This window comes from Indolivaga capnocytophagoides, from assembly GCF_036511535.1.
In the GTDB taxonomy this organism is placed as follows: Bacteria; Bacteroidota; Bacteroidia; order Bacteroidales; family Dysgonomonadaceae; genus Dysgonomonas_A; species Dysgonomonas_A capnocytophagoides.
Map to the genome: position 1 here is coordinate 2561348 of NZ_AP028867.1, position 23008 is coordinate 2584355.

A 23008-nucleotide genomic window follows, 5' to 3' on the forward strand; every position below is an offset into this window, starting at 1 on the left:
GCATATATCTATGAACAATGGTAATTTTGCAAAATGATAATCAAAAGAATTCTTTTAATCTTCATCATTCTACTTCTGCTGTTTCCCACTGCTAATGCTACTATTTTGAATTTAGTTGTGGGTGATACTATATACCCTACTCGAAAACATGTTTCTTCATTACATAAAACGATAGAACTCGATGAAGTTCAAGTTATTGGACAGCGGAAATTGTTTTCCATAAGAAAAGACACCACGTTTATCAATACTGATTGCCTTCGAGTAAGGAAAGGTGCTAACTTGGAAGACTTAATCAGGAATATTCCGGGCATGGAATACGACAAGGCGAACAGGCAACTATCATTCAAAGGAAAGCCATTGAACGGCGTAAACATCAATGGCGAGACCTTTATGGGCAACGACATTATCGCAGCGTTGGAGAATATGCCAACCGATGCAGTGGAACTACTGAAACTGTATGACATGCTCAGCGCATTGGAGAAAATGACGGGAGTAGATGATGGTGCCGACAATTATGTGCTGGACATCAAGACCAAATCTACCTACAATGGCAGCCTGACAGGAACACTAACGGCTGAACACGGCAATCGCGACAGACGCAGGGATGAGGTACAGGGCAATCTATTCAATGCCGATGGCGAAAACACCTCGCTGACTTTGCGCTCTGACAATCTTAGTAATATGAACATTGGGGGAAACAATTTCCAAAACATATTGTCGGGCAATATCGTGAAGAAATTTGGTAAGAAAATTACGCTCAATGCAAGCCTCTCACTCAATGCCTTCCACAATGGAAGCGAGAATCATGACTATGATGAGCAATATCTTTCATCGGGAACAAAATATCGGGAATCAATGCTGCTTTCCTTGAGCAAGAATCACAGTAATGCCGCAAACATAAATCTGCAGTATAACATAGACAAAAAGACTTTGCTGAATATAAGTGCAAATGGAAACTTCGGACGGTCAGACAACCTGACTGACAACACAACATACCTATATGAGCGCAATACGGCTGCGGACACGCTGACCTCGGGAACGCTGCGAAATAACACAAAAAGCAATGGAAAGAATTACCATGTATCTGCCGACCTCACACGGCGGATTGGCAAGGCTGGGGCATCATTTACCGTGAAGGCGACACTTGGCGGTAACTCGAATGAAACTAATAATACCAGCCTTTCACTGACGAAATTCCACCACCTGCGCAACGCTGTGGGCGGAGATTCACTACTGTTGCGCAATCTTTGCCAACAACTGCCCACCCTGCGCAACGAAAGCAGAATATCATTGCAATATACCCATCCTTTTGGCAAACAGTTGAAATTGCAGACAGGGTACGGACTGCATCACGAAGAGGATAGAAACACAAGCAACACTTACGACTATACTATACCGAATAGACCATACATAGATAGCCTAAGTTATGAGAACACACTATCTATATGTGGGCAGGAACTCACCCTGAGAATGGATTATAAGGGTAAGCAATGGAAGATAAACAGTGGCATTGATGTAGACCACCCGACTTTGAACTACGAAGGATGAAATTTTTCAGGGACAACTTCCAGCATTTCCAAAAAACAGTTTAACCATTGACTTGGAGACAAACAAACAATTTGAGCATTAAGGTTTAAACCGAATTTTTCCGAAATTGACCTGACCTGACTTTTCCTGAAAATCGACTTTAAAGCTGTTTTTACAGATAAATCAGGTTTCTCTAACAGACAGGAAATAAATGCTAAGTATTTGGCTTTAAACTTAAAATCAAAAAATAAGTGTTTTCTTTTAATGTTTAACAGGGCTGATTTGACAGTTGGCGGTGGCAAGAAACTTTCAGGACCTACCTCATAGACAAGTTTCAAATCAAAAAAAGTATGATAGAAAACGGTATATGGATTGTAAAGCTTCCTCGAAAATAACTTTTGTGTAGGTTCTAATTGAAGGATAATGGAACCTCCCAGAAAATTTCCAAGACTCTCAAACATCAGGATTTTGAAAATATCGGAAGTAATGCCATAAGGAATATTTGACACCACTTTGAAAGGAAATTTCGGAACTGCAAAATTCCTAAAATCACAACCGACAACTTGAACATTTCGGGCATCAGAAAATAATTTTCGTAAATGTTCAACCAAAGCTGTGTCGTTTTCAATAGCAACAACATTGTTGGCGATTTTTAATAAATGAACAGTAAGAAACCCCTTGCCTGCCCCAATATCTAAAACCGTATCCTGATTACTTATATTTGCTTGTCTTATTTCATCTTTTATTAGCACTTTATCAATAGTAAAGTGCTGACCCGTAAAACGAACGGGCAATTTCTTTTTTGTCATTAGTAACTTCTTACAGGTGAATACTTCTTGAGTTCAACTTATAAATGCAACTTTTTGGGTGCGGATAATAAGCAATAAAAACATTTATTTTTCAGAGAGGAAAGAGAGACAATGTCCCCCTTTCTCTCACTCTGAATGGATAAAGTTTGCTATCTTTGCTTTAATTGTCCGTCCAAAGAAAAAAAAGTTGCAGATGAGCAAACATATAACCGAGGTACAAAGGTATGCAATTTTCTATGATGTTGCAAATACCGATGAGCAAAAAAGCAATAGCGGAAGCTATCGGAGTAGATAAAAGCACTGTTTACAGGGAGATAAAGCGCAATTGCGACGCCCGAAGTGGTAGCTATAGCATGGAGCTTGCCCAGCGAAAAGCAGACAGGCGCAAGCAGCAAAAACATCGCAAGGAAGTGCTTACACCGGCAATGAGAAAACGGATAATAAAGCTGTTGAAGAAAGGATTCAGCCCGGAGCAGATTGTCGGCAGGAGCCGCTTGGAGGGAATTGCGATGGTATCTCACGAAACGATATATCGCTGGATTTGGGAGGATAAGCGGCGGGGTGGCAAACTGCACAAATATCTTCGCAGACAAGGTCGCAGGTATGCCAAACGTGGTTCTAAAAATGCAGGGCGAGGATTTATCCCAGGCAGGGTGGATATTGATGAGCGTCCCGAGATAGTGGAACTGAAGGAGAGATTTGGTGATTTAGAGATAGATACAATTATTGGTAAGAACCACAAAGGTGCCATTCTTACCATTAACGACAGAGCAACAAGCAGGGTCTGGATACGCAAGTTGTCGGGAAAAGAAGCCATCCCGGTAGCTAAGATTGCAGTATGGGCACTGCGGAAAGTGAAAAACTTAATACACACAATTACGGCTGACAATGGAAAGGAGTTTGCAAAGCACGAGGAAATTGCGCAAAAATTGGAAATAAAATTCTATTTTTGCAAACCATACCACTCATGGGAACGTGGTGCCAATGAAAACACCAACGGGCTTATCAGGCAGTATATCCCAAAGGGTAAGGACTTTAGTGAAGTAACCAACAAACAGATTAAGTGGATTGAAAATAAACTCAATAATCGACCTCGTAAAAGACTTGGATACCTCACGCCAAACGAAAAATTTAAACAAATTATTAATCAGAATTCTGTTGCATTTGCAAGTTGAATTCAGCTTATAATAAGAAAGGAGATGAAGAATTTACTTCCCAACAGGACATTTTATTCCCTAAAGTGTTTGATGTTGATGGCATGCGAGTTTTTATTTATTGGAAACTTCCACATCCTGTGGAAAAGCTCTATCCATATGTTGATTACAAAATACGGAAAATTTCAAAAGATACGTTAGTTATAGGGGATTATACAGACTTTGTGTTTGTTAATGGTCATGGTAATGCCCCAAATCGGGAATTGTCAAAATAAAAAAATAATAAATGTGGGGTAATACTCCAAATCGGGAGTTATTGAAATAATTATCTGATTATCAATGTACTTTCCAAAAGATAAAGTATTAGGGCAGAGTGGAAAAATCGTTGAAACTGGTCCTATGTAATCGTTCAAAGTGACCCTTTTGTATCATCCAAAGAGGGATTGGACATTCGCGGTACGATACGAGTATGGGTGTTATGATTTATCAGCATTCATTCTTCTCTACTCCCAAAGGATTTTGTCAGTTGTACTGCTTGCTGTTGTAGTCTGATGAGAATTTGGGAATAGGTTTCGAGTTTGCCGAGCAGTTGTTGAGCAGTGGCAACAGAATGATAAGTATTGAGGACTTTCACGACTTCGTTGTACAGAACTCCTATCTTATGAGCCAAGGCAACGATTTCTGAGAGTTTCTCCAAGTAAGGTTCTTTTGCAGGGTCTTGGGTGATGACCTTAAAAGATTCACCAAGAAGCCTTGCTCGGACAAAGTCGCTCTTTGTCTTTGCTCCCGACTTGCGATAGAGTCTGATAAGTTTCTGCTGGTCTTCGGAATTAGGTATTCTGATGTGCCATCTGTCCCATCGTGGGCAGGTGGCACATCTGCCGTCTGGCTTCTTTTGTTTTTGCTTCTTCATTGCTTTCTAATCACGACTTTGGAGTGATTTAATCCCCTTTCGGGGCAAGGGTCTTTGTGGTACAAATGGCAATTTGTGGTACAAAGACACACCTTGCTGATGTAGAAAATGGGATTATAAGCCCCTGCTGTGTTACTGCATTCATTGAATACAGTAACTCGGCGTAGGCTTGCATTCGAGGAATGCAGTAATTCAGAGTTTCCTCCATCTTTCCACATCTTCCTTGTATTGGTCGAGGTGTTCCCGCAGTACCTGTTCGACATATCCCGAAACGCTCGCTCCATGCTCACCGATTCTCCGCACCACGAAGTCTAACTTTCGTTGGGTTTCCTCTGATACATACACGGCTTTGCGGTGGCTGTTGCGAAAGGGCTGGAGATATTTCCCCTGAAACTCGGATAATTGCTTTCTGTCCTTTGTTTTTCCCATTCTTTGATGAAATTCTTCGGTAGAAGTAGCCCTTTCTGTTGGCGACAACGCTGTTTCTTGATAGGACGGTTGAGAAAAATCCTTGTTACTCTCCTTGTCATTTTGTTCCTCAACTTTATCAACAGGCTCAAACCTTCTCTTTTCCTCTTCATAATCGAAGGGCTGGTCAAAATCGGGTAACTCTTCGGGCTTGCGGAGCTTAACGCCATAATTTCCCATATCTCTAATGGCTTGTTCCAAGCGTTGTTTCCTTTTTTCATCTATTCTTGCCATAATTTCTTGGGTATCGGGTTATAGTGTTTTTCAAGCATGGCTTGTATGTCGCTCTGCTTGTAGAGTATCTTCCCTCCGATTTTGTAGAAAGGAAGCGTTCCTGAGTTTCTGTACTCTTGGAGCGTGCGTGTGCTGAGCCGTAATTGGCTGCAAACCTCCTCACCCGAAAGGTAAACCTCACCATTCAGCATCGGACGGGCGGTAGAGCAATACCGCTCCAACTTCTTCAAAGTGCCTTCCATCAGTTGTGAAAACAACTGCATCTGAGGGTCTTCCCGCGTAATGATTTCATTCTCTGCCATAATTCATTCATTCTTTGATTTCAATCCTTGACTGCATTCAGCATTTCACAGATGTCGGTCTGTTTGTAATAACACTTATGTCCAATCATGGAGAAAGGGATTTTGCCCGTATCTCGGTATGATTGTAGGGTACGCTTGCTGATGCCTAAACGCTTGCACACGGCTTCGTTGTCGAGCCATTGCTCGGTCTTGGGAGGATTACCGATGAGTTTTTCCACACGATGGATAAAGTCTGCAAATTCGGAGCGATGTCGCTCCCACGCTTTGCGGTCGATGATAATGAGTTTCATTGCCTTAATTTTGTTTTGATTACTTTATTGTTACTCAGCAAACAAACTGTTATGCAGTCCATTGCCGTACTTCTCGGGTGCAAAAGTAACCCCTCGGAAGCACCACTGCAAGAAATGAGGATAAGCAGGGAAATAGAGAGAAAGCAATAGAAAAACAAAGGAAATCCGTCTGTGTTATTGCGGTAATGAGATGAGGTGCCGGCTCGTTCCTTTTATTATCTTGTTGTTTTATCGATAATTCGATAGTTCGACAAATCGAGATGTCGAAGTGTCGATAGATAGTTTTATCGATAGATTATTTTGACGATATATAGTTTTGACAACAGATAGTCATGACAACAAATTGTACAAACAATAGATTGTCCGTATTATCGTCAGTCCTATCTGTTGTTAGTTGTTACGCCTTGCGTCCAAAGAGCCTGAGTATGCCGTATTCTTGTCGTGCCTATACTCTCTACGGCAGCCCAGCCCTGCAAGGTTGGGAGAGATGAATACGACCGCATGGATATAGAAAATGGCAATACCACCTTGAAACAGAGAAATCCTGCGGTGGAGATTCTTCTCTCCATCCGCAGGACTCGACCTTGTCAGGGCAGACAGGCTGCCGTTGTACCTTTGCACGATAAGAAACGGCATCAGGAACTTTGCGTGCGCCGCCTTTGCCTACAACGCCTTCAGGCTTGCTTCCTCCGTCAGTCTGACCGTTGGCAGATTGTTGCTCTCGATGAGCAGCACTATCGTGCCTGTCAGTTCGGTGTAAAGACGGCCGTATTGCTCGTCAGAAGCCAATGTGTCCGTCAAACCGAACTTGTCGAATGTGGCTTGAACAGCCTTGTTCGACAACAGTATAGGTACGAGTTTCTCTGGGAGCGGTGCAGGAAGTTCCCTTTCAAACTCGTTTTCCAACACGGATATAAGCGTATCGTACTTGGAAAAGTGCAAGCCTTGATACAATGCCTCGCTTGCCATGCTCTCCGCTTCAATGTGTGTAAAGCCTTGTGCTACAGCATCGCAGTAAACTGTGAGAGCCATATCTGCCCGTGCAGTGATAAACTCCGTATCTTGCAACTTTTCGGGGTGATGCTCACTCATGTAACTTCTTAACTTCAATCGGAAGTAGGAAAGTTCCTTTTTGTTCTTCTGTTTCATTGTTTTTCTTGTTAAAAAGTTGGACTTCTTTTTTTTGAATCATTCATTACGGCTGTTACATCCCAATTATGGGACTTGACTTTTTCGGTGTTCTTGACGGACACAGCCGTAAGGCTTTACGCAGTACCCTTGTATGCTCACTACCCATCAGGGGTTGCATTTCCTTGGCAATCTTGCTCTTGGTCACCCGTGCATAAATCTCGGTCGTGGAGATGAAGCGATGCCCCAGCATCTTGCTCACCGTCTCTATCGGAAGTCCGTTCTCCAGACAGATGGTCGTGGCAAAGGTGTGCCGTGCGGTGTGCGAGGTCGCTTGAGTATGCGGTGGCAGTCCTGCCTTAATACATATCTCCTGAATAGTTCTATTGAAATTACTGTTGCTGGGAAACTCTCGAAAGAAAAGCCCCTCCCTTCGTCCGTGGCTCACAATGGCGAGTATTTTCTCGGCAACGGGCAGCAACGGGACAATACTTCTGTTCTGTGTCTTTGTTCGACAGAGCGATATGTACCTACGCCCATCCCCGAATGTATAAACATCGTCCATTCGGAGTTTCTTTAAGTCTGAGAATGCCAGCCCCGTGAAACATCCCAAGAGGAAAATAAGTCTGCAATGGTTATCTGTCGAGCGGTGCGGACGGTAAGCCAAGAGTTTTTGCAGGTCGTCCGCCGTAAGTGCATTGCGCTCGTAGGTAGGCGTTTCTATGTCTATGAGTTCAAAAGGGTCTTCACGAACGTATCGCTCCTGCAATGCCTTGCGAATGACCTGATGCAAGTGGCGTAGGCGGTTGCCGACACTGCTTTCCTTGTTTCCCAAGTCCCGAAGCATAAAAAGGCGATAGTCCTCAAGCAAAGTCTTGTCCACCTCTGTGGGCATACAGTCTGCCCTGTCCCTTACTTGCAGGAAATGAACAAAACTCTTGTAGCTGTCCTTAAAAGCCCTGACAGTTGCCTTGCTTAATGTTCTGCCCTGCAATTCCTCCTTGTATTCACAAACGGATTGATATAGCTCCGTAAGTGTTGGCATGGGGCGACTTTGCTGCATATAACGCTCCTTGAGGTATTCCGCCGTGATATAGTTTTCTTCCCTTAATGTACGTTCATAGAGTGAATGCAAGCACTCTTCTATTGAGTTCAGTTGCAGATTGATGCCGCTTGAATTACCTGTTGTCGCCTTGATGCACCCTTTTCGGGCAAGCCACTCGTCGGGGGAAGTTTGCAACTGCGTGGAAAACGATGAGGACGTTCCATTACAGGTGATACGGCAACGGATTACGCATAGTCCGTCTTCATTGGTCTTGCTTCTATCTATGTAGAATAGTATGGCAAATGTACTTTTCATTGTTCTGCGGTTTTAGTTGGTCAGTTGATAATGTGCGAGTTGTGGAAGTATTTTCTCTATGTCCAGAAAGACACGCTCGGGAGATGTCTCCGCATACACTTGCGTGGTTTTGATTTGACTGTGTCCGAGCATTTTGGAAACGCTCTCAATGGACACGCCCTCCGACAGTGTCATCTGAGATGCGAAGGTATGCCGTGCCATGTGATAGGTCAGCGTTTTCTGAATACCGCAAAGCCGTGCTATCTTTTTGAGGTGTATGTTTACCGTGTCGCATCCGGGTATGGGCAGCAGATACCCCTTGGGCGGTTCGTGTCGGAAAGCCCTCGTGTGAATGCCCCGATAACGCTCGATAATGGCAGTGGCTTTGGGAAGTAGGGGGATGTGGCACACGTTGCCCGTCTTTATTCTCGGCTTGCGTATCCAAGTCATTCCCGCTTCGTGAAAGACGTGCTGCTCCGTCAAGTGATACACGTCGGTATAGGAAAGCCCCGTCAGGCAGGAGAAAAGGAACATATCCCTCGACACTTTTTCATAGCCTTGCAATTTATCTTCTCCCAAGGCTGCGATAAGACCTACCTCCTCCCTTGTGATGTAACGTGGAGTACCCACTTCCCAACGAATGGAATGGTTGATGAAGGGATAGGTGTCAATGATGTGCCGTTTATGCAGGTCTTTGAGCAAGGAAGCCAGCATGGAGAGATAGCCAGCCGAAGTGTTGAGCTTGAATCCCTTTTCTTTGGCGAAGTAGTCCTCCAAGTCTTTGATAAAGGCGATGTCGGCTTTCTGCACGGGAATATCCTCCACACGGTAGCGATACCTGACGAAGTTTGCCAGATGCTTGTGAAAGAGCAACAGGCATTTTAGTCTGCGTTCGCTGCGGTCTATGCCCACACGCTCACGGAAGCGGTCGATATACTCGTCTGTATGATGCAGCAGTCCTTGTGACTCACTGTTCAGTCCGAATACAAGCTCCCGTACTCGCTCTGCCGTGATGGGAGCATCGGATTTACCCGAAAGAGACTCATAAACCTTGTGTATGCTCACCTGAAGGCGGTCAAGTTCCTTGTTTACCGATACGGCTTCGGCACTCTTGCCCAGCAGTCGGTTTTTGCGACTGTCCCACAAACGAGGAGTACACGAGCATTTGCAACTGAACTGTACCATAGAGCGTCCTGCGCTGATGCGTCCCATGATGGGACTTTTTCCGTTTTTGTCCTGCGTACCTCTCTTGAGGTAGAAAAGCAGCTTGAATTTTTCTTTTTCCATTGTTTTTTACTTGCAAAATTACACTTCTTTGAGGAACTTTGAACGATGCAAAACATTGATAATGAAAGAGAAAACTCCGTTTTAGTTACCACTTTCAGCCGTCCTTTTCCTTTCATCGTTTTTCGAACGATTTGGTAACTGAACTCCCTCCTTTTCGCTCCCTTTTCTGCCTGTTTCCTATGATGCAACCCTAAGAAGAAACAAGCAATATCCGCTGTATTTCAGTCAGATATGAGTTTTATGCCATTTTCTGCTTTCTACTCCCATACTTCCGCATAGAAATTTGCCAGTTCAGGGACTTTAATAAAATAACGGAAACGTTCTTTCTGTACAATCTGGTTTGTCACGGAAAACTCATAATCTGTAGTCTTTTTAGCATAGATAGCTGCCCATGCATCAAAAGAATTGATACCCTGATTTTCCAGTTCTTTCGGACGAAGGTATTTGAACAACAGATATAATTCTGTCAGGGAGTTAGATATGGTTGTCCCCGAAAGAAATGTTGCTCCTAAGTCTTTACCTGTACGTTCCTGTATGGTGCGAACAGCAAAGAGCATATTCAAAGCTCGTTGGCTTCCCTCAGGATTACCTAAGCCTGCAACACGATCATGTCGAGTGGTAAAAGTTAAGTTCTTAAACTGATGAGATTCGTCTACGAATAAATGATCAATTCCCATCATTTTAAAATCGACTACATCATCTGTACGGTTCTTTATGGTATCGGCTAGTACACTCAATTTTACTTCCAGATTCTGTTTTCTTTCTTCCAATCCCCGTAACATGCGTTTAGAAGCAGATTTACCTTCAATCTGCTCGATAATGCGAAGATTCTCTTCGACCGAATCCAGTTCCGCTCGAAATATCTGTTGCTGCATTTCGGGAGATTGGGGCAGTTTTCCGAATTGATCGTGCGTTAATATAACAGCGTCCCAGTTGTTATTCTTTATGTCATTGAAGATCTTTACCCGTTTGCTTGGTGTAAAGTCTTCCTTACCCGGATAGAGGATCTTAGCATTCGGATAAGCTGTTCTAAAGGTATGAGCTATTTCGTGTACATTGGCTTTCAATCCTAATATCATTGGCTTGTTAGCTAATCCCAATCGTTTCATTTCATAGGCTGCAATACACATAATAAGCGTCTTTCCGCCACCTACTTCATGATCGGCTATGCCTCCACCTATCAGTTTTTGCATCCAAATACAATCTTTCTGGCTCGGATATAAATCGACAATACCCAATGCTTTCAGGTCAAGATCAGGAAATGTCTGGTGTGAACCATCGTATTCAGGACGGACATAACAGTTGAATTTTTTGTTGTATAAATCAGCCAGCTTATTTTGAAATTCGGGGGATTGTTCATTAAGCCAGTCGGTAAAGCCGTTTCGTATCTCGTCTATTTTCGAATTTGCTAATTGGATCGCTTCGGGATCGGCTACTTTTACACTTTTACGTTCCCCGTTCTCATCCAATACTTCAATTGTCTTGGTGATACTCGGAGTTGTATTAAGTAATGCATGCTTCATCAGATGGATGCCTGTAAAAAGCTGTTTCTCACTTTGTACGGCAAACTTTTCATTAATGATCAGGTTACTTCGCTCTGAATTGACTGTAAAATCATCTCGGGAAGCATAATATTCAATATTTACATTGGTTTCAAAGAGTGTACTTGCATAATCCCGATAGGTTTGCATCGGTATCCAGCGTTCTCCGAAGTTAAAATCAAGCTCAGCATAACGGATCGGCTGTGGAATGGAATCTTCCAATACTTTAAGGGAGGTTTGTGATGTCGGATCATTCGGATGATTAGTGAGATAGTCTTTGACTTGCTCTACTTTTTCAATTACATTGCCTGAAATAAATTTATCCCGTATCTCATAGTTTTGTATCATCGGGTTGAAATAGATCTGTCCTTCCAGATCAGTCAATACCTCTTCCCTTCTTTTATTATCCAGTAATGAAAGCATGTAATCCATATGGATTTCTCCATATTTGTTTAATGATGCAACTAAAGCTTCTCGGGAAGTTTCTGCTTGTTTTACCTCATCAGGATTAAAACTTACAGGTTTCTGAAATATATCTGCCTTTTGCAATTTTCCATCTATCCTGCGTTCTAATGCAAGAATCGCTGTTCCGGAAGCATCCATTTTGATTATATCCAGATTCTTTTTATCGTTCAGATTCCCATAGAGCCTGAAAAAAGAATCATAAGAGGTGTTTAGCTCTTTTCGTAAGTCAGGTTCTTCAATGAGGTTCCTGGCTTCATAATCGTACAATTTATGATATGCATCCCGTAATTGGATATACCTGTCAAGCTTTGACTGTTGTATCGTAGGCAGATCCAAGGGCTGAAACATGGCATCCCTCCTGTAACGTTCTTTCAGATAGCCGATCTGCCCGTCATCTTTGACTAATGAACCTTGCTTATGATATTCTTCCAATGTGCCAGAGAATGCTCTAAGTTCCATAGGTGGTTTTGGTTTCTCTTCCCTGACAACTCGTTCGGGTCGGGGTTCAGGCTTTTGTCTCTCATTGGAGGAAAACAAACTTAACTGTACAGGTTTCTGATTGGGTTGAGGTGTGCGTCTTCTTTTGTTCGGTTTAATCTGCGTACGCTCTGCCTCTGTAAACCCAAACAAATCATATAAAGACATGGTTGGTTGTGATACATTCAGTTCAATAACTTTAGTTTTTTCTTCTGCTACTTGAGACTTGTTATTTATTGCAGATGTATTTTGAACAGCCTTTTGATTTTGTGATGAATACTTATAGTATAAGTTCAGATCGAGATTCAGTTTAAAATCTGTATTCAACATTTGCTTTAAATCAGAAGAAATAGCTTCCATTCCTCCTTCATGTAAGAATACCTGTGCCGGCTTTCCATATGGGTCGGTATCTGTAAATCCTTTGGTATGGACTATTCGTTGTAGATTTTCAAAGCTGCTGTTAATTGTTATACCGGATGAAAGCTCATAAGTTGTCAGGAACTTTTTCTCTTGGCGGGTTAATTCTTGCTTTAGTGTATTCTTTTGCAGAACGATTAAGTCACTGCCGACTTCTGTTCCTGCATTGTCTGTAAAGAGGTTATTCGGTAAACGAATAGCTGATACCAGATTGGTATTATTCATCAACCATTGTCTTACAGCTTGATTGTTGGGTGAGTTTAATACTCCCTGAGAGGTAATAAAAGCCAACAATCCTCCTTCACGCAATGTTTCAACTCCTTTCAGAAAGAAATAATTATGAATGGCTCGTGTAGAGTCCCGATGCAGTTTATCTGTTTTCATAAATTCAGCATCGAATACACTCATCTCTCCAAAAGGAATATTGGAAGTAACCACATCAAAATGATTGTTATATCGGTTTTCAATAGTTTCAAAACCGTCTATAATGACTCTATCATCAGGATTGATATGAGATAATATTTTACCTGTCAGCAAATCCTTTTCAAAATTGAGAATATCAGCTTTGAGGTAGCGGAATGAAAAAGCAGAGGAAAAACCACCCATACCAGCTGATGGGTCCAACAGGGTATTTACCTGTACATCGCTATCACTAAATGTATCGGCTAGAGCCTGAACAACTAAAGGAGGAGTATAGAAAGCTGTCAGTACCGAGTTCTTTATACTATTGATATATTGCTTATACTCTGTAACGGAATCGGTATTATCCCTTATTACCCGATGTAGTTCGGCAACCATCGGAAATAACTCCAATTCGGATTTTGCCCATGCTGCTGTATCTGCCAGACTATTGACAGGATTAAGTACAGATTTGAGTCCCCCGAATCCGGTATATTCCATTAATATGTCCTGCTCGATTTCACTAGCCCTGCGTTGTTCTTTTTCAAGGGTAAAAACAACTTTGATCGCATCGATATTGGCTCTGAGATGAGCCTTTTTATTATAGCTCATGTTCGTCCTCCCATATATCAATTAGCCCAACCAGTTCCGTATAGAGTAGATTGTATTCGGCAGAATACGCAAACTCATCATGTAGAGTATATTCCGCAAAGACTTCTTCACAGAGAGGGAGTAGTAACATTGTTTTCTGAAAGACCTCGCTTTCGGGGATATAAGAAAATTCCTCTAAGAGAATCGTACAGATGGTATCGAATTTGGAGAACAAAAGCCCTTCATATAAGGCTTTACAAGCCATTTCTTCGGCTCGGTCGTGGGAATAACCGTCTTTTATTGCATTGGAATAGGATTCGGCTGCAATATCGGCCCTTGTTTTAATAAATTGGGAATCTCCTGTTTTGCCGGGATGGCTTTCCTGAAGATAGGAATGGAGAAGTAATCCGTAATAGGACAACTCCTGCTGGTTATTTTTAGCTTTCATTGTGGTGGAAATTAGTGGAGGTCGGTAGACCGTTTTGAATAATGTAGTATAGGGGATTGCTTATAAAAGCAGAACGGCTCCCGGGTTTTCCTTTCCCCGAGAGCCTCCACTAATTTCTCAAAGTTACAAGCTGACCAAAGTACCTCCCGATACAAAGCCGCCTATGATAGTAAGATTGTAGAAATCAGTGGTAAATATAGGGATTTATATGTTATCTTCTTATTCCCCGGGATTGTTGCTGAGACTCTTCCTGTTCCTGCTTATTTTCCTGTTTTTCTTTCTGTTTTTCAGTTGGTGTGGTCTGTCCTTGCTCTAACGGTTCTTTTACTTTCTTAGTAGCTTCATTAGTTTTTCCTTCCGAATTAACGGCAACCTGCACCTTATGACGATCATCGGGCTTAACCGCTCCTTGTTCCAATGCTTTCTTGTAATCGGTAGCAAACATGAAGTCGGTTTTACCCGTCTCGGGTTTCCATGTAATGTAGCCATTGTAGTTTTTCCCGTTACGATCAGTCAGGCCACTGACATAAACGGTTTTCCCTTCATTCAGGCTCGCCTGCTGGTCTTCTGTCAGTTCTTTCTTGCGGAAAGACTTTGGGGCTTCTTGCTGGCTTTCAGATTGTTGTTGGGATTGGCTTTGCCTGGGGGTATTTCCAAAATATATTTCAAGACCTCTTCTATCTGCATTAATCTGAACAGTACCATTGAACAAGGTGTCTTTCTTGGATTTCATATCTTCTAAGTATACGCCTTTTCCTTCTGCCAGATCTTTCTTCTGTTCCTCACTTAATTTGATGCCTTTGAACTCATCCTGTATTTTTATTCTGTCGGCCCGAAGTGCTACCAACTCATTGGTCAGCTTATCGATGGAGACAAAAGCATTCATCTTCATACCTTCTTTAGGTTCAATCTCAATCAGTCTTCCGGCATTACCTGTCTGGCGAAGATTCTCTTTATCTTCTTTTGTGAATGTTGCTCCCATAAAGGGATAATTAAGTTCGGGTGCATTACGTATATTGTGAATACGCAGTCTAAGGTTACCCTCTGCATCTTCCCTGAAAGACAGTCGGGCATCGGAATAGACAGCTTCTCCCAAAGCCTCGGTTTTGATGGTAAGCAATACAGGGGATTTTTGCCAGTTCAGCATTAGTTCTAAACTACCTGATCTTTCGAGTTTTTCTTTGGTTATACCTAACTCGGCTAATTGATCCCAACTAATTCGGGATTCATCCAATGCCTGATATTCTTTTGGGGCAAAAGCTTCAGGTAATATCTTGTAGGCGTCTAATGCTTCTTTATTGGATGGATTATCGGGGTCTTTCAGCATTTCTTTGAGAACAGGCGTAATACTCTCAAACAACTCTAATGGGATTTTAAAGAAATGGAAATGTGTAGGATCTTTGCTTTGGCTCAGGAAGTTTTTGAAGAAGTTTTCTAATACATCGGCATTCTTGTCGATTTTCAGAAAGGCTGGCTCATTTTCTTTAGTTGGTTTAACCGTTTTAGGTGTTCCGTCTTCATTGATACCACTGACAACATTCAGGTTGTTACTATCTTTTTCTGTGACCAGCAGAATTTCTTGGTCGTTTACTTTTTTATTCATCTTATCCTAAATTAGTAATGCATCAATAGCAATGCTTTACTAATTTAGAATGAAAAGATCGGTATGTAATTGATTATAAAAGAACTGTCACCTGATGACATCTGTTGTCATCATTTGTCTGAGATAGTTTTCCGCTATCAATGATATATATACGAATAAAATGTTAAATATTCACTTGTTTTGCTTATTTTCGTAAAAAATAATAGAATGCATTATGGATGAGTCTGAGATAATTAACGACTTCCTTGATAATAATATTAAGATTGAAAAATCAGGTTTGAACCGAGTTTTTACTCCTCATTTTCCTGTTGAAGATGTGAATGCTCTGAAAGGGAGAAGGGATGAACTTGAGAATTTATTTAAACATCTCACTACACCTGGGCAACATGCACTCATTTATGGTGAAAGAGGAATAGGAAAAAGCTCATTAGCCGAAGTTGCATCTGCTAAATTAACAGCTAAAATGGGATTAAAGCGTTTCATTAAGAGATGTTCGAAATCGGATGATTTCGTTTCAATATTTGAAAGGCCATTAGCTGATGTTGGGATTATCATATCTACAATATCAAAGACTAAATCCACATCGGGTTCTTTGAGTATAAAAATGTTTAGTGGAACCAAAAACAAGACGATAACAGATAAAGGAGATGACCAATTAGCGTCCAATCCGTCTTATGTTGCAGATCAAATTGCGGATATAAAAGGATTGTTAGTTATTGATGAATTTGACGCAATACAAACAGAAGAAGACAAGTTTAAAATAGCAGAAGTCATGAAGCTCCTAAGTGATAAGAAAGCTGATTTTAAAATATTAGTTGTTGGAATTGCTGATTCTGCAAAAGAATTGACAGCAGGACATCCATCGGTTAGTCGCTGCCTTAGAGAAATTAGAGTTCATAGAATGAAAATACCTGCTCTGACAGCAATTCTTGTAGATGGAGCACGATTATTAAATTTAAGATTCACAGCTTTTGTTATTCCCAAAATTGTTATAGCAAGCTCTGGATATCCTTATTTTACGCACTTACTAGGATATAAAGCTGCCGAGAAAGTAATCCTTGATGATAGGACAGAAATAACTTTAAATGACTTAGAATATGCAACTTCTCAAGCAATTAATGATTCTGAAATTTACTTGAAAGAAATGTTTGAAGAGTCAGTAGATCGTCCGAATAGAGAAAAATACGAAAATTTTTTGTTATGTGCAGCGGCTTGTAAAGCTGAAGGCTTTACAAATGCAGATATCAGAAAAAAATATTACGATATATTTAGAATGGATATGAAAGCAGGTAATATTACTCCATATCTACAAAAGCTTTCGGATTCAACAGGCAATCAAATTATAAGAAAATTAAGTAGAACAATATATCGGTTTTCAGATCCTAGAATGCCTAGCTTTGTTAAAATACACAAAGCATATTTACCTGATAAAGAGTATTAATAATACCTGTTTTAAATCTAAAACATTGTAAAAAAATACAAGTGTGAAAAAATAGAATTATTTTTATTTATCACATTCCAATGCATACAATCTCAATAGCGTCTACTTCATAATATTGGAAAGGCTTGATAAAAGTAACTCATAAAAAAGATATCTATACGGATTTGCTTATCTTTGTTTTTATGTTTTACAGAAGAAAAATAATATTAGCATTAATTCAGCTGTTTGGTGGTGAAATTGAAAAAATTCGATTTCAAAAATTGTTATTTCTATTAAGTCGCTTGGAATCAAATCCGACATATGATTTTATTCCATATAAATACGGTTGTTATTCCTACTCTGCGAATGCAGATATAAAAGCAATGGTTAATAGAGGGGTGCTTGCAGAAACAGAAAAAACTTTTCGAAAAACGGACTCTAAAAACTATTTAAATGAACTAAAAGTCTTTGATTTAGCTTCTTTAAAAGAAATAGAGAAACTTTATGGAGGTATGACAAACTCGAGTTTGGTAAAGCATACTTATACTAATTATCCTTACTATTCAGTAAATAGTTTGATTGTCAAAGATATATTAACGATAGAGCAAATAAATTCGGCTAAGAATCAAATCGTAAAAACAGATAACGATATTATTTTATATACAATTGGATACGAGGGAGTATCGCTCGAAGCATATTTAAATAAACTCATAAAGAATGATGTAAAATTATTGGTCGATGTAAGAAAAAATGCATTAAGTCAAAAATATGGCTTTAGTAAATCTTCGTTGGCGAAATTTTGTGAAAGTGTCGGTATTTCGTATATACATATTCCTGAAGTAGGAATCATATCCGAAAAAAGACAGGAATTAAATACTCAATCTGACTATGATCAATTATTTTTAGATTATAAACAAACAACAATTCAATCGACTTCTAACTATCAAAAGAACATATTAGATTTATTAGTAAAATATAAACGTATTGCATTGACTTGTTTTGAAGCAAATATTTGTCAATGCCATCGCAAGCCTTTAGCTGAAGCAATATCTAATCTGAAAGATTTTAAGTATGAACTAAAACACATCTGATAAATGGCCTTAACAAAAGTCTTAATTGCTGTAAAAACATATCCTTCTTTATCAGTCAAATACGATGAACTTGTATGCACAGCTGGTTTTAGAGAGGATGGTTCATGGATTAGACTTTATCCAATCCCTTTCCGTAAAAAAGAATATGATCAGCGTTATAAGAAATATGATTGGATAGAGATAGATATAGTAAAAAACACTAGTGATTTTAGACCCGAAAGCTATAGACCTCGATCTATAGATTCAAAAATAGATATAGTAGATCATATTGACACTAAAGATAATTGGTCAAAGAGGAGAAAACATGCTTTAGGCAAAGTATATACAGATCTATCTCTTTTAATAGATGAGGCAAAAGATAAGGAAATATGTACATCTTTAGCTGTTTTTAAACCTACAAAAATTATTGATTTCATATGGGAGGATGACGACCGAGAATGGGATCGAAAAAAGATTGAAATACTAAAAAGTAATAGATCTCAACTCAATTTATTTGAGCATCCAGAAGATCCTTTTGATGTTGTAGCAAAGCTTCCATATAAATTCAGATTTATATTTGAAGATTGCAATGGAAAAATAAGTAAGCCGATGATTGAAGATTGGGAGTTAGGCCAACTTTATTGGAACTGCTTGGCTAAATATAATGGAGATGAACTAAAAGCTTTGACAGATGTAAAAAAGAAATACTTAGATGATTTTGCTATGACTAAAGATCTACATTTTTTCTTAGGCACTTCTCAACTACACCATTACACATCGCATAATCCTTTCATGATAATTGGTACTTTTCATCCTAAAAAAATAGAGCCTGAAAATAATCCACAGATTAAAATTCCTTTCTCTTTCGATTGATTTATTTTCCGATTTGATATTTACCTGAAAATAGATGTTTTATATTTATTTCTCCTTATGAAAAGGATTTTACTACATTTATGAAGATCATATTAGTCTTGTTCTTTAAGCCAAAAGAGCCTAGTATTTAACATCATTATTGTTTAATAAATTAGATGAAACTAATTCTGTCATGCTAGACAAAATCTTCCATAAGATTAATATTATTTCTTTACCAGCTTACTCAACTTCGGATCTTTCATAATCCGATCCATTTCAATTTCAACAATCTGCGTAACATCTTTCTTGATGGTGTAATAATTATTCTCAATAACATCTTTCATTGGTTTATCATAAACCTCTTGAAAATCCATAACAACAGGTATCTGTTTGAACTCCTTAGTTTCAGCAGATACCTTTTCTGTATCTACAACAATTTGAGCATGAAACATCTTCTGTTCGATTCGTTCTTCAAAATTATCAGAAACAGAGCCGACAAATATACCCTGTGTGAGTGTTGAAATTTTAGATGCAGGAATTAGGGAGTCAAGTTGCGTGTTAATCGTTGTCGATTTATCCTGCTTGTTGATCGTCATCGATTGTCGTTTCTGTAATACCTTTCCAAATCGATCTGATAGATTTTTTGCAGTGTCACCAACGACTTGTCCAGAAAAAATATTACCGACCGTATTCATTACAACATCAGCCTCTTCTCGTCCATAATCACGAGTCAATTGCGATATATCCTGAAAACCTAGACAAACAGCCACCTTGTTACTTCGGGCAGTTGCGATCAGATTATCCAACCCTCGAAAATAGATCGTTGGCAACTCATCAATAATAACAGACGATTTTAACAAGCCTTTCTTATTAATCAACTTCACAATACGAGAGTTATATAACCCCAAAGCTGCCCCATAAATATTCTGTCTATCAGGATTATTTCCAACACATAATATTTTAGGTGCATCGGGATTATTGATATCCAATGTAAAGTCATTACCTGACATTACCCAATAAAGTTGTGGCGAAATCATTCTTGATAGTGGGATCTTAGCACTGGCAATCTGTCCTTGCAACTGCTCTTGTGCATTTCCATGCCATGCATCCATGAAAGGAGAAAGATAGTTTTCTAATTGTGGATAAGATGTGAGAATAGGAAATATCTCTTTATAAGGTTTATTTAGAAATTCTATCGCATGAGGAAATGTACAATACTTACCTCCATCGTATAATTTGAGATACCAGATAATTGCAGCCAGCAAAATAATCGGAGATTCCACAAAGAAGTCGCCCTGCTTCTGTATCCATGTCTTATTTAAGTTCAGCATAATCGTGTAGGCTGATTCATAAGCATCTGATATATCCGTCATAGATTCAGGTGCAATCGGATTACAACGATGACTACGCTCCGGATTATCAAAGTTGATAACATAAAACTGAGGATCAACATCATATCTATCTGCATATTGTAACATCTTATTATAGGCTATTGTAGATAAATCGGGATATTTGAAATCATAACAGTATAAAGCGAAACCTTTACTAATTTGCTGGTCTATGTAATTATTGACTACAGCAAAAGACTTACCACTACCGGGAGTCCCCAATACAATAGTTGCCCGAAAAGGATTAACCACATTAATCCAACCTTTGTATTGTTTCTTCTGATACTGAAATAATGTAGGCAGATTGACCGAATATTCATTCTCCATGAGCTGTGTTTCCTGCATAAAACTTTCGTTCTCCATATTAAAAACATCATCCATCAGATTCGTTTTCAGTAAACGACTCATCCATAATCCACCCATCAACAACAGAATATAGCCAATTGTCATTGTGAATATATACAAGGCTGTATTGGTCACCAATGGTAAAGGCAAAGCCAGTATCCACCAATTGAGAAAGAAAAAGATAAACCCAAAGAACAGGAATACATATATTTTGTTCCAAGTTATTTTTTCCTCCTTTACTCCTTTCGTTCCTAAACAGGATAGTCCCAGAAATACTACGGCAAAAAGCTTTGTCCAAAGGATATGTGAAAACAATCTTGCTGTATTCTGAAAGTTGAGCAGAATTTTATCTACAACTCCGATATTAATGCCCATCTCCCAAATGGATTGATAACAAAACCAATATATATGGATAACCACAAATAAAATACTAATGGCTCGCATGAATTCCATTACTTTAGCCAAACCTCTTAAGTCATCTTCGTTTTGCATATGATTATATTTTAGTTGTTATTATAATCCTTTGAATTTTGCTCGTTTTCGCTTCTTCTCTTCATTTTCCATTCTGCGAGTAAAAGCCTCTTCTGTATAGTCTGTACCATGTTGTTCCAATAACGAAATATCTATTGTAGAATCTTCCTGTTTGTTAGTATAATCGGCATTTTCGGTAAAGCTGTTGATTGGTTTATCAGCATCAGATCCTTTGGTTGTATTATCTGTCGGATTTATAATTAGCTGATGTTTATTTGTAGTATCATCCTTAAATAGCTCATTAAAAACATTAGCGGAAAATTCCTTTCCCATTTTTGAGCCATTGAAAACACATCTACTCTGATGGTCTATAAAAGTTGCTCCATAAATACGTCCATCGGTATTTTCTCGAAATACTACATTGATATTATTTTTAGCCAAGTCATTCAGAAAAGTTTGCTTATCGGTATAGCTACTTACTGCCGAACCAACAATCAATTTCGGGGATTCAAATATCTTGTGTTCTTTCATATACTTAGCTGAATACTCCAGTCGGCTTTGTAAGGGATCATATCCAACACTTTTTCCAATCACAGAAGACTTTATCGGATTCCCAACCTTTTCTCCTTTCTCATCTATGGCAGAATATACCAGACCGGAATAATTCTTTCCCTTAATTTCGCCCTTTACTTCCTCTACTGTTACCCCATAAAGGGATAATAGAGTACGGAACTCATTTACGGATTGGAAACGATAATTCTTTAGTAGGGATTTTGAAATATTAGCTATCTGTTTCTTTATATCTCCCGATTGGTAATCTACCCGTTTGAGCTGTGGAAATTCTTCCGATTGTTTCTTTTTCTCTGCAGTATGTAGAGCATACATTTTTTCCAATTCTCTGGTTATCTTTTTTGATTGATAAAAATTATTAGAATCTCCAATCTTTCTTCCATCCCCATTTATATTTACGGTCACGATATGAATGTGCTTTCGGTCTAAATCTTCGTGTTTGTAGACAATATAAGGTTGGTCTCCTAAACCCATCTTTTGCATATAATTATGAGCAATATCACTATACATTTCATCTGAAACTATATCATCGGGATGAGGATTAATAGATATATGCAGGACTGGTTTTTCTGTATTCTTATTTGCATTCAGGTATGGAGCAAATGATAGATTTGCCAGATACATATTCAGTGAACCATCCCGATTTAATATGATCCGATTGCTGAAAAGAACCTTTGCTTGCTGCTCTTTTACCTTCTCCTGATTATACAACAATGCACCTTGAAGAGAACTCCCCTTACTTATTTTTGCAACCATAGATGCCCGTATTTTCGTTCAAATTCATCTGTTAGTACCATCATCTGTCTTTGTAAAATGACTAATTCAAGCGTAGCTTTCTCCAGTTTATAGAGAAAAGCCAATGCTTTTTTCTCTGTAAAATTGGATTTCAAAGCTTTTACTATCTGGTTATAATTTGTTCCTATAGCACGGTATTGTCCGAAAAAAGTTGTCATCCGCATATAATAGTCCTGTACACCTTTATCTATTTTGACCACTTTTATAGGTCTGTTGAAAATGCAAGAGGTTATAAAATGTGCTTTGACAGCTTCTCCCGACTGTTCGAATAATGACAAGAACTTATTATTCTCATCTATATTCATTCGGATGGAATAGCGAAAAACAGCAGGCTTATCTTTGGGATTCCTACCACCTTTTCGCCTGTTTGATTGATTATCTGGTATCATAACTATATAAATATTTAATGAACAAAATCATGACTTCGGAATGATTTTCTCCCCTGTAAGGGGCAAGGGTTTTGAGCAGCTGGAAAGTATTTCGGGCTGCTCAAAACATACCTTGCTAATGTCTGACGACATTCAAAATCCATCCTCCGATGGATTGCCCGAGAAGCTAATTTCGGAAACGATAATTAGCCAATTCAAAATCTGGAAGATTATCATCACGCTACAAAGGTAGAGTCCATTAATCAAAAGGTTATCATATACTTATCGGACAAATGGTGACACCAGATGTCATTAGATGACAGTTCTTTTTTTACTG

At 39.3% G+C, this 23008-nt stretch carries 19 protein-coding genes and 1 pseudogene; 5 read left to right on the forward strand and 15 right to left on the reverse strand.

Annotated elements, in window-relative coordinates:
* The first annotated feature begins 33 nt into the window (after positions 1–33).
* Complete coding sequence (locus AABJ51_RS10275) at positions 34–1548, forward strand: TonB-dependent receptor (RefSeq protein WP_004378882.1); 1515 nt, start codon at positions 34–36, stop codon at positions 1546–1548.
* Here AABJ51_RS10275 and erm(F) read toward each other — a convergent pair.
* Entirely contained in the window at positions 1536–2336 is an 801-nt protein-coding gene (gene erm(F), locus AABJ51_RS10280; protein WP_338372452.1) for a 23S rRNA (adenine(2058)-N(6))-methyltransferase Erm(F), read from the reverse strand. The genes AABJ51_RS10275 and erm(F) overlap by 13 nt on opposite strands.
* 193 nt (positions 2337–2529) lie before the next feature.
* Between erm(F) and AABJ51_RS10285 the strand changes: the two are divergent.
* A pseudogene (locus AABJ51_RS10285) lies at positions 2530–3511 on the forward strand (IS30-like element IS4351 family transposase).
* A 472-nt stretch (positions 3512–3983) separates the two neighbouring features.
* Here AABJ51_RS10285 and AABJ51_RS10290 read toward each other — a convergent pair.
* The 11 genes from AABJ51_RS10290 to AABJ51_RS10340 form a co-directional block, all read right to left on the reverse strand.
* The gene (locus AABJ51_RS10290; RefSeq protein ID WP_004359027.1) at positions 3984–4403 is read right to left on the reverse strand and encodes a plasmid mobilization protein; all 420 of its coding nucleotides are present in this window, start codon (positions 4401–4403) and stop codon (positions 3984–3986) included.
* Between the two features lie 192 nt (positions 4404–4595).
* Complete coding sequence (locus tag AABJ51_RS10295) at positions 4596–5105, reverse strand: DUF3408 domain-containing protein (RefSeq protein WP_004359024.1); 510 nt, start codon at positions 5103–5105, stop codon at positions 4596–4598.
* Positions 5093–5407, reverse strand: coding sequence for a helix-turn-helix domain-containing protein (locus AABJ51_RS10300; protein ID WP_004359023.1), 315 nt, complete (start codon positions 5405–5407; stop codon positions 5093–5095). Before AABJ51_RS10300 ends, AABJ51_RS10295 begins: the two co-directional genes overlap by 13 nt.
* 20 nt (positions 5408–5427) lie before the next feature.
* Positions 5428–5697, reverse strand: coding sequence for a helix-turn-helix domain-containing protein (locus AABJ51_RS10305; RefSeq protein WP_004359021.1), 270 nt, complete (start codon positions 5695–5697; stop codon positions 5428–5430).
* A gap of 380 nt (positions 5698–6077) precedes the next feature.
* Positions 6078–6266, reverse strand: coding sequence for a hypothetical protein (locus AABJ51_RS10310; RefSeq protein ID WP_144005928.1), 189 nt, complete (start codon positions 6264–6266; stop codon positions 6078–6080).
* Positions 6267–6360: 94 nt separating this feature from the next.
* Positions 6361–6846 (reverse strand): DUF1896 domain-containing protein, encoded by a 486-nt coding sequence (locus AABJ51_RS10315; protein WP_004359020.1) that lies wholly within the window; start codon positions 6844–6846, stop codon positions 6361–6363.
* Between the two features lie 55 nt (positions 6847–6901).
* Complete coding sequence (locus AABJ51_RS10320; RefSeq protein WP_004378883.1) at positions 6902–8185, reverse strand: site-specific integrase; 1284 nt, start codon at positions 8183–8185, stop codon at positions 6902–6904.
* A gap of 12 nt (positions 8186–8197) precedes the next feature.
* Positions 8198–9451: a site-specific integrase gene (locus tag AABJ51_RS10325; protein ID WP_338372453.1), complete on the reverse strand. Its 1254-nt coding sequence runs from the start codon at positions 9449–9451 to the stop codon at positions 8198–8200.
* A 257-nt stretch (positions 9452–9708) separates the two neighbouring features.
* The gene (locus tag AABJ51_RS10330; protein ID WP_338372454.1) at positions 9709–13362 is read right to left on the reverse strand and encodes a helicase-like domain-containing protein; all 3654 of its coding nucleotides are present in this window, start codon (positions 13360–13362) and stop codon (positions 9709–9711) included.
* Positions 13352–13789 (reverse strand): DUF1896 family protein, encoded by a 438-nt coding sequence (locus tag AABJ51_RS10335; RefSeq protein ID WP_338372455.1) that lies wholly within the window; start codon positions 13787–13789, stop codon positions 13352–13354. The genes AABJ51_RS10330 and AABJ51_RS10335 overlap by 11 nt, the downstream gene beginning before the upstream one ends.
* A 211-nt stretch (positions 13790–14000) precedes the next feature.
* Positions 14001–15392: a DUF3945 domain-containing protein gene (locus AABJ51_RS10340; protein ID WP_338372456.1), complete on the reverse strand. Its 1392-nt coding sequence runs from the start codon at positions 15390–15392 to the stop codon at positions 14001–14003.
* A 214-nt stretch (positions 15393–15606) separates the two neighbouring features.
* Between AABJ51_RS10340 and AABJ51_RS10345 the strand changes: the two genes are divergently transcribed.
* The 3 genes from AABJ51_RS10345 (at position 15607) to AABJ51_RS10355 (ending at position 18755) form a co-directional block, all read left to right on the forward strand.
* The gene (locus AABJ51_RS10345) at positions 15607–16833 is read left to right on the forward strand and encodes an nSTAND1 domain-containing NTPase (RefSeq protein ID WP_338372457.1); all 1227 of its coding nucleotides are present in this window, start codon (positions 15607–15609) and stop codon (positions 16831–16833) included.
* A gap of 125 nt (positions 16834–16958) precedes the next feature.
* Positions 16959–17903 (forward strand): DUF488 family protein, encoded by a 945-nt coding sequence (locus AABJ51_RS10350; protein ID WP_338372458.1) that lies wholly within the window; start codon positions 16959–16961, stop codon positions 17901–17903.
* 3 nt (positions 17904–17906) lie between these two features.
* Positions 17907–18755 carry a DUF8758 domain-containing protein gene (locus AABJ51_RS10355; protein ID WP_338372460.1) on the forward strand — a complete coding sequence of 283 codons (849 nt, stop codon included), beginning with the start codon at positions 17907–17909 and terminating at the stop codon, positions 18753–18755.
* Positions 18756–18958: 203 nt separating this feature from the next.
* Here AABJ51_RS10355 and mobC read toward each other — a convergent pair whose 3' ends face one another.
* The 3 genes from mobC to mobA are packed head-to-tail and all read right to left on the reverse strand — an operon-like array spanning position 18959 to position 22692.
* Complete coding sequence (gene mobC, locus AABJ51_RS10360) at positions 18959–20959, reverse strand: conjugal transfer protein MobC (protein WP_338372461.1); 2001 nt, start codon at positions 20957–20959, stop codon at positions 18959–18961.
* Between the two features lie 21 nt (positions 20960–20980).
* On the reverse strand, positions 20981–22264 hold the full coding sequence (mobB, locus tag AABJ51_RS10365) for a conjugal transfer protein MobB (RefSeq protein ID WP_338372462.1): 1284 nt from the start codon (positions 22262–22264) through the stop codon (positions 20981–20983).
* A complete protein-coding gene (mobA, locus tag AABJ51_RS10370; RefSeq protein WP_338372463.1) occupies positions 22249–22692 on the reverse strand; it encodes a conjugal transfer protein MobA in 444 nt (147 codons plus the stop codon). The genes mobB and mobA overlap by 16 nt, the downstream gene beginning before the upstream one ends.
* Positions 22693–23008: the final 316 nt, after the last annotated feature.

What these genes read in the sequence shown, in the direction of transcription:
- AABJ51_RS10275 (WP_004378882.1), top strand. Translation starts at nt 34, where the DNA reads ATGATAATCAAAAGAATTCTTTTAATCTTCATCATTCTACTTCTGCTG.
- AABJ51_RS10290 (WP_004359027.1), bottom strand. Translation starts at nt 4,403, where the DNA reads ATGAAGAAGCAAAAACAAAAGAAGCCAGACGGCAGATGTGCCACCTGC.
- AABJ51_RS10295 (WP_004359024.1), bottom strand. Translation starts at nt 5,105, where the DNA reads ATGGCAAGAATAGATGAAAAAAGGAAACAACGCTTGGAACAAGCCATT.
- AABJ51_RS10300 (WP_004359023.1), bottom strand. Translation starts at nt 5,407, where the DNA reads ATGGCAGAGAATGAAATCATTACGCGGGAAGACCCTCAGATGCAGTTG.
- AABJ51_RS10305 (WP_004359021.1), bottom strand. Translation starts at nt 5,697, where the DNA reads ATGAAACTCATTATCATCGACCGCAAAGCGTGGGAGCGACATCGCTCC.
- AABJ51_RS10310 (WP_144005928.1), bottom strand. Translation starts at nt 6,266, where the DNA reads ATGGAGAGAAGAATCTCCACCGCAGGATTTCTCTGTTTCAAGGTGGTA.
- AABJ51_RS10315 (WP_004359020.1), bottom strand. Translation starts at nt 6,846, where the DNA reads ATGAAACAGAAGAACAAAAAGGAACTTTCCTACTTCCGATTGAAGTTA.
- AABJ51_RS10320 (WP_004378883.1), bottom strand. Translation starts at nt 8,185, where the DNA reads ATGAAAAGTACATTTGCCATACTATTCTACATAGATAGAAGCAAGACC.
- AABJ51_RS10325 (WP_338372453.1), bottom strand. Translation starts at nt 9,451, where the DNA reads ATGGAAAAAGAAAAATTCAAGCTGCTTTTCTACCTCAAGAGAGGTACG.
- AABJ51_RS10330 (WP_338372454.1), bottom strand. Translation starts at nt 13,362, where the DNA reads ATGAGCTATAATAAAAAGGCTCATCTCAGAGCCAATATCGATGCGATC.
- AABJ51_RS10335 (WP_338372455.1), bottom strand. Translation starts at nt 13,789, where the DNA reads ATGAAAGCTAAAAATAACCAGCAGGAGTTGTCCTATTACGGATTACTT.
- AABJ51_RS10340 (WP_338372456.1), bottom strand. Translation starts at nt 15,392, where the DNA reads ATGAATAAAAAAGTAAACGACCAAGAAATTCTGCTGGTCACAGAAAAA.
- AABJ51_RS10345 (WP_338372457.1), top strand. Translation starts at nt 15,607, where the DNA reads ATGGATGAGTCTGAGATAATTAACGACTTCCTTGATAATAATATTAAG.
- AABJ51_RS10355 (WP_338372460.1), top strand. Translation starts at nt 17,907, where the DNA reads ATGGCCTTAACAAAAGTCTTAATTGCTGTAAAAACATATCCTTCTTTA.
- mobC (WP_338372461.1), bottom strand. Translation starts at nt 20,959, where the DNA reads ATGCAAAACGAAGATGACTTAAGAGGTTTGGCTAAAGTAATGGAATTC.
- mobB (WP_338372462.1), bottom strand. Translation starts at nt 22,264, where the DNA reads ATGGTTGCAAAAATAAGTAAGGGGAGTTCTCTTCAAGGTGCATTGTTG.
- mobA (WP_338372463.1), bottom strand. Translation starts at nt 22,692, where the DNA reads ATGATACCAGATAATCAATCAAACAGGCGAAAAGGTGGTAGGAATCCC.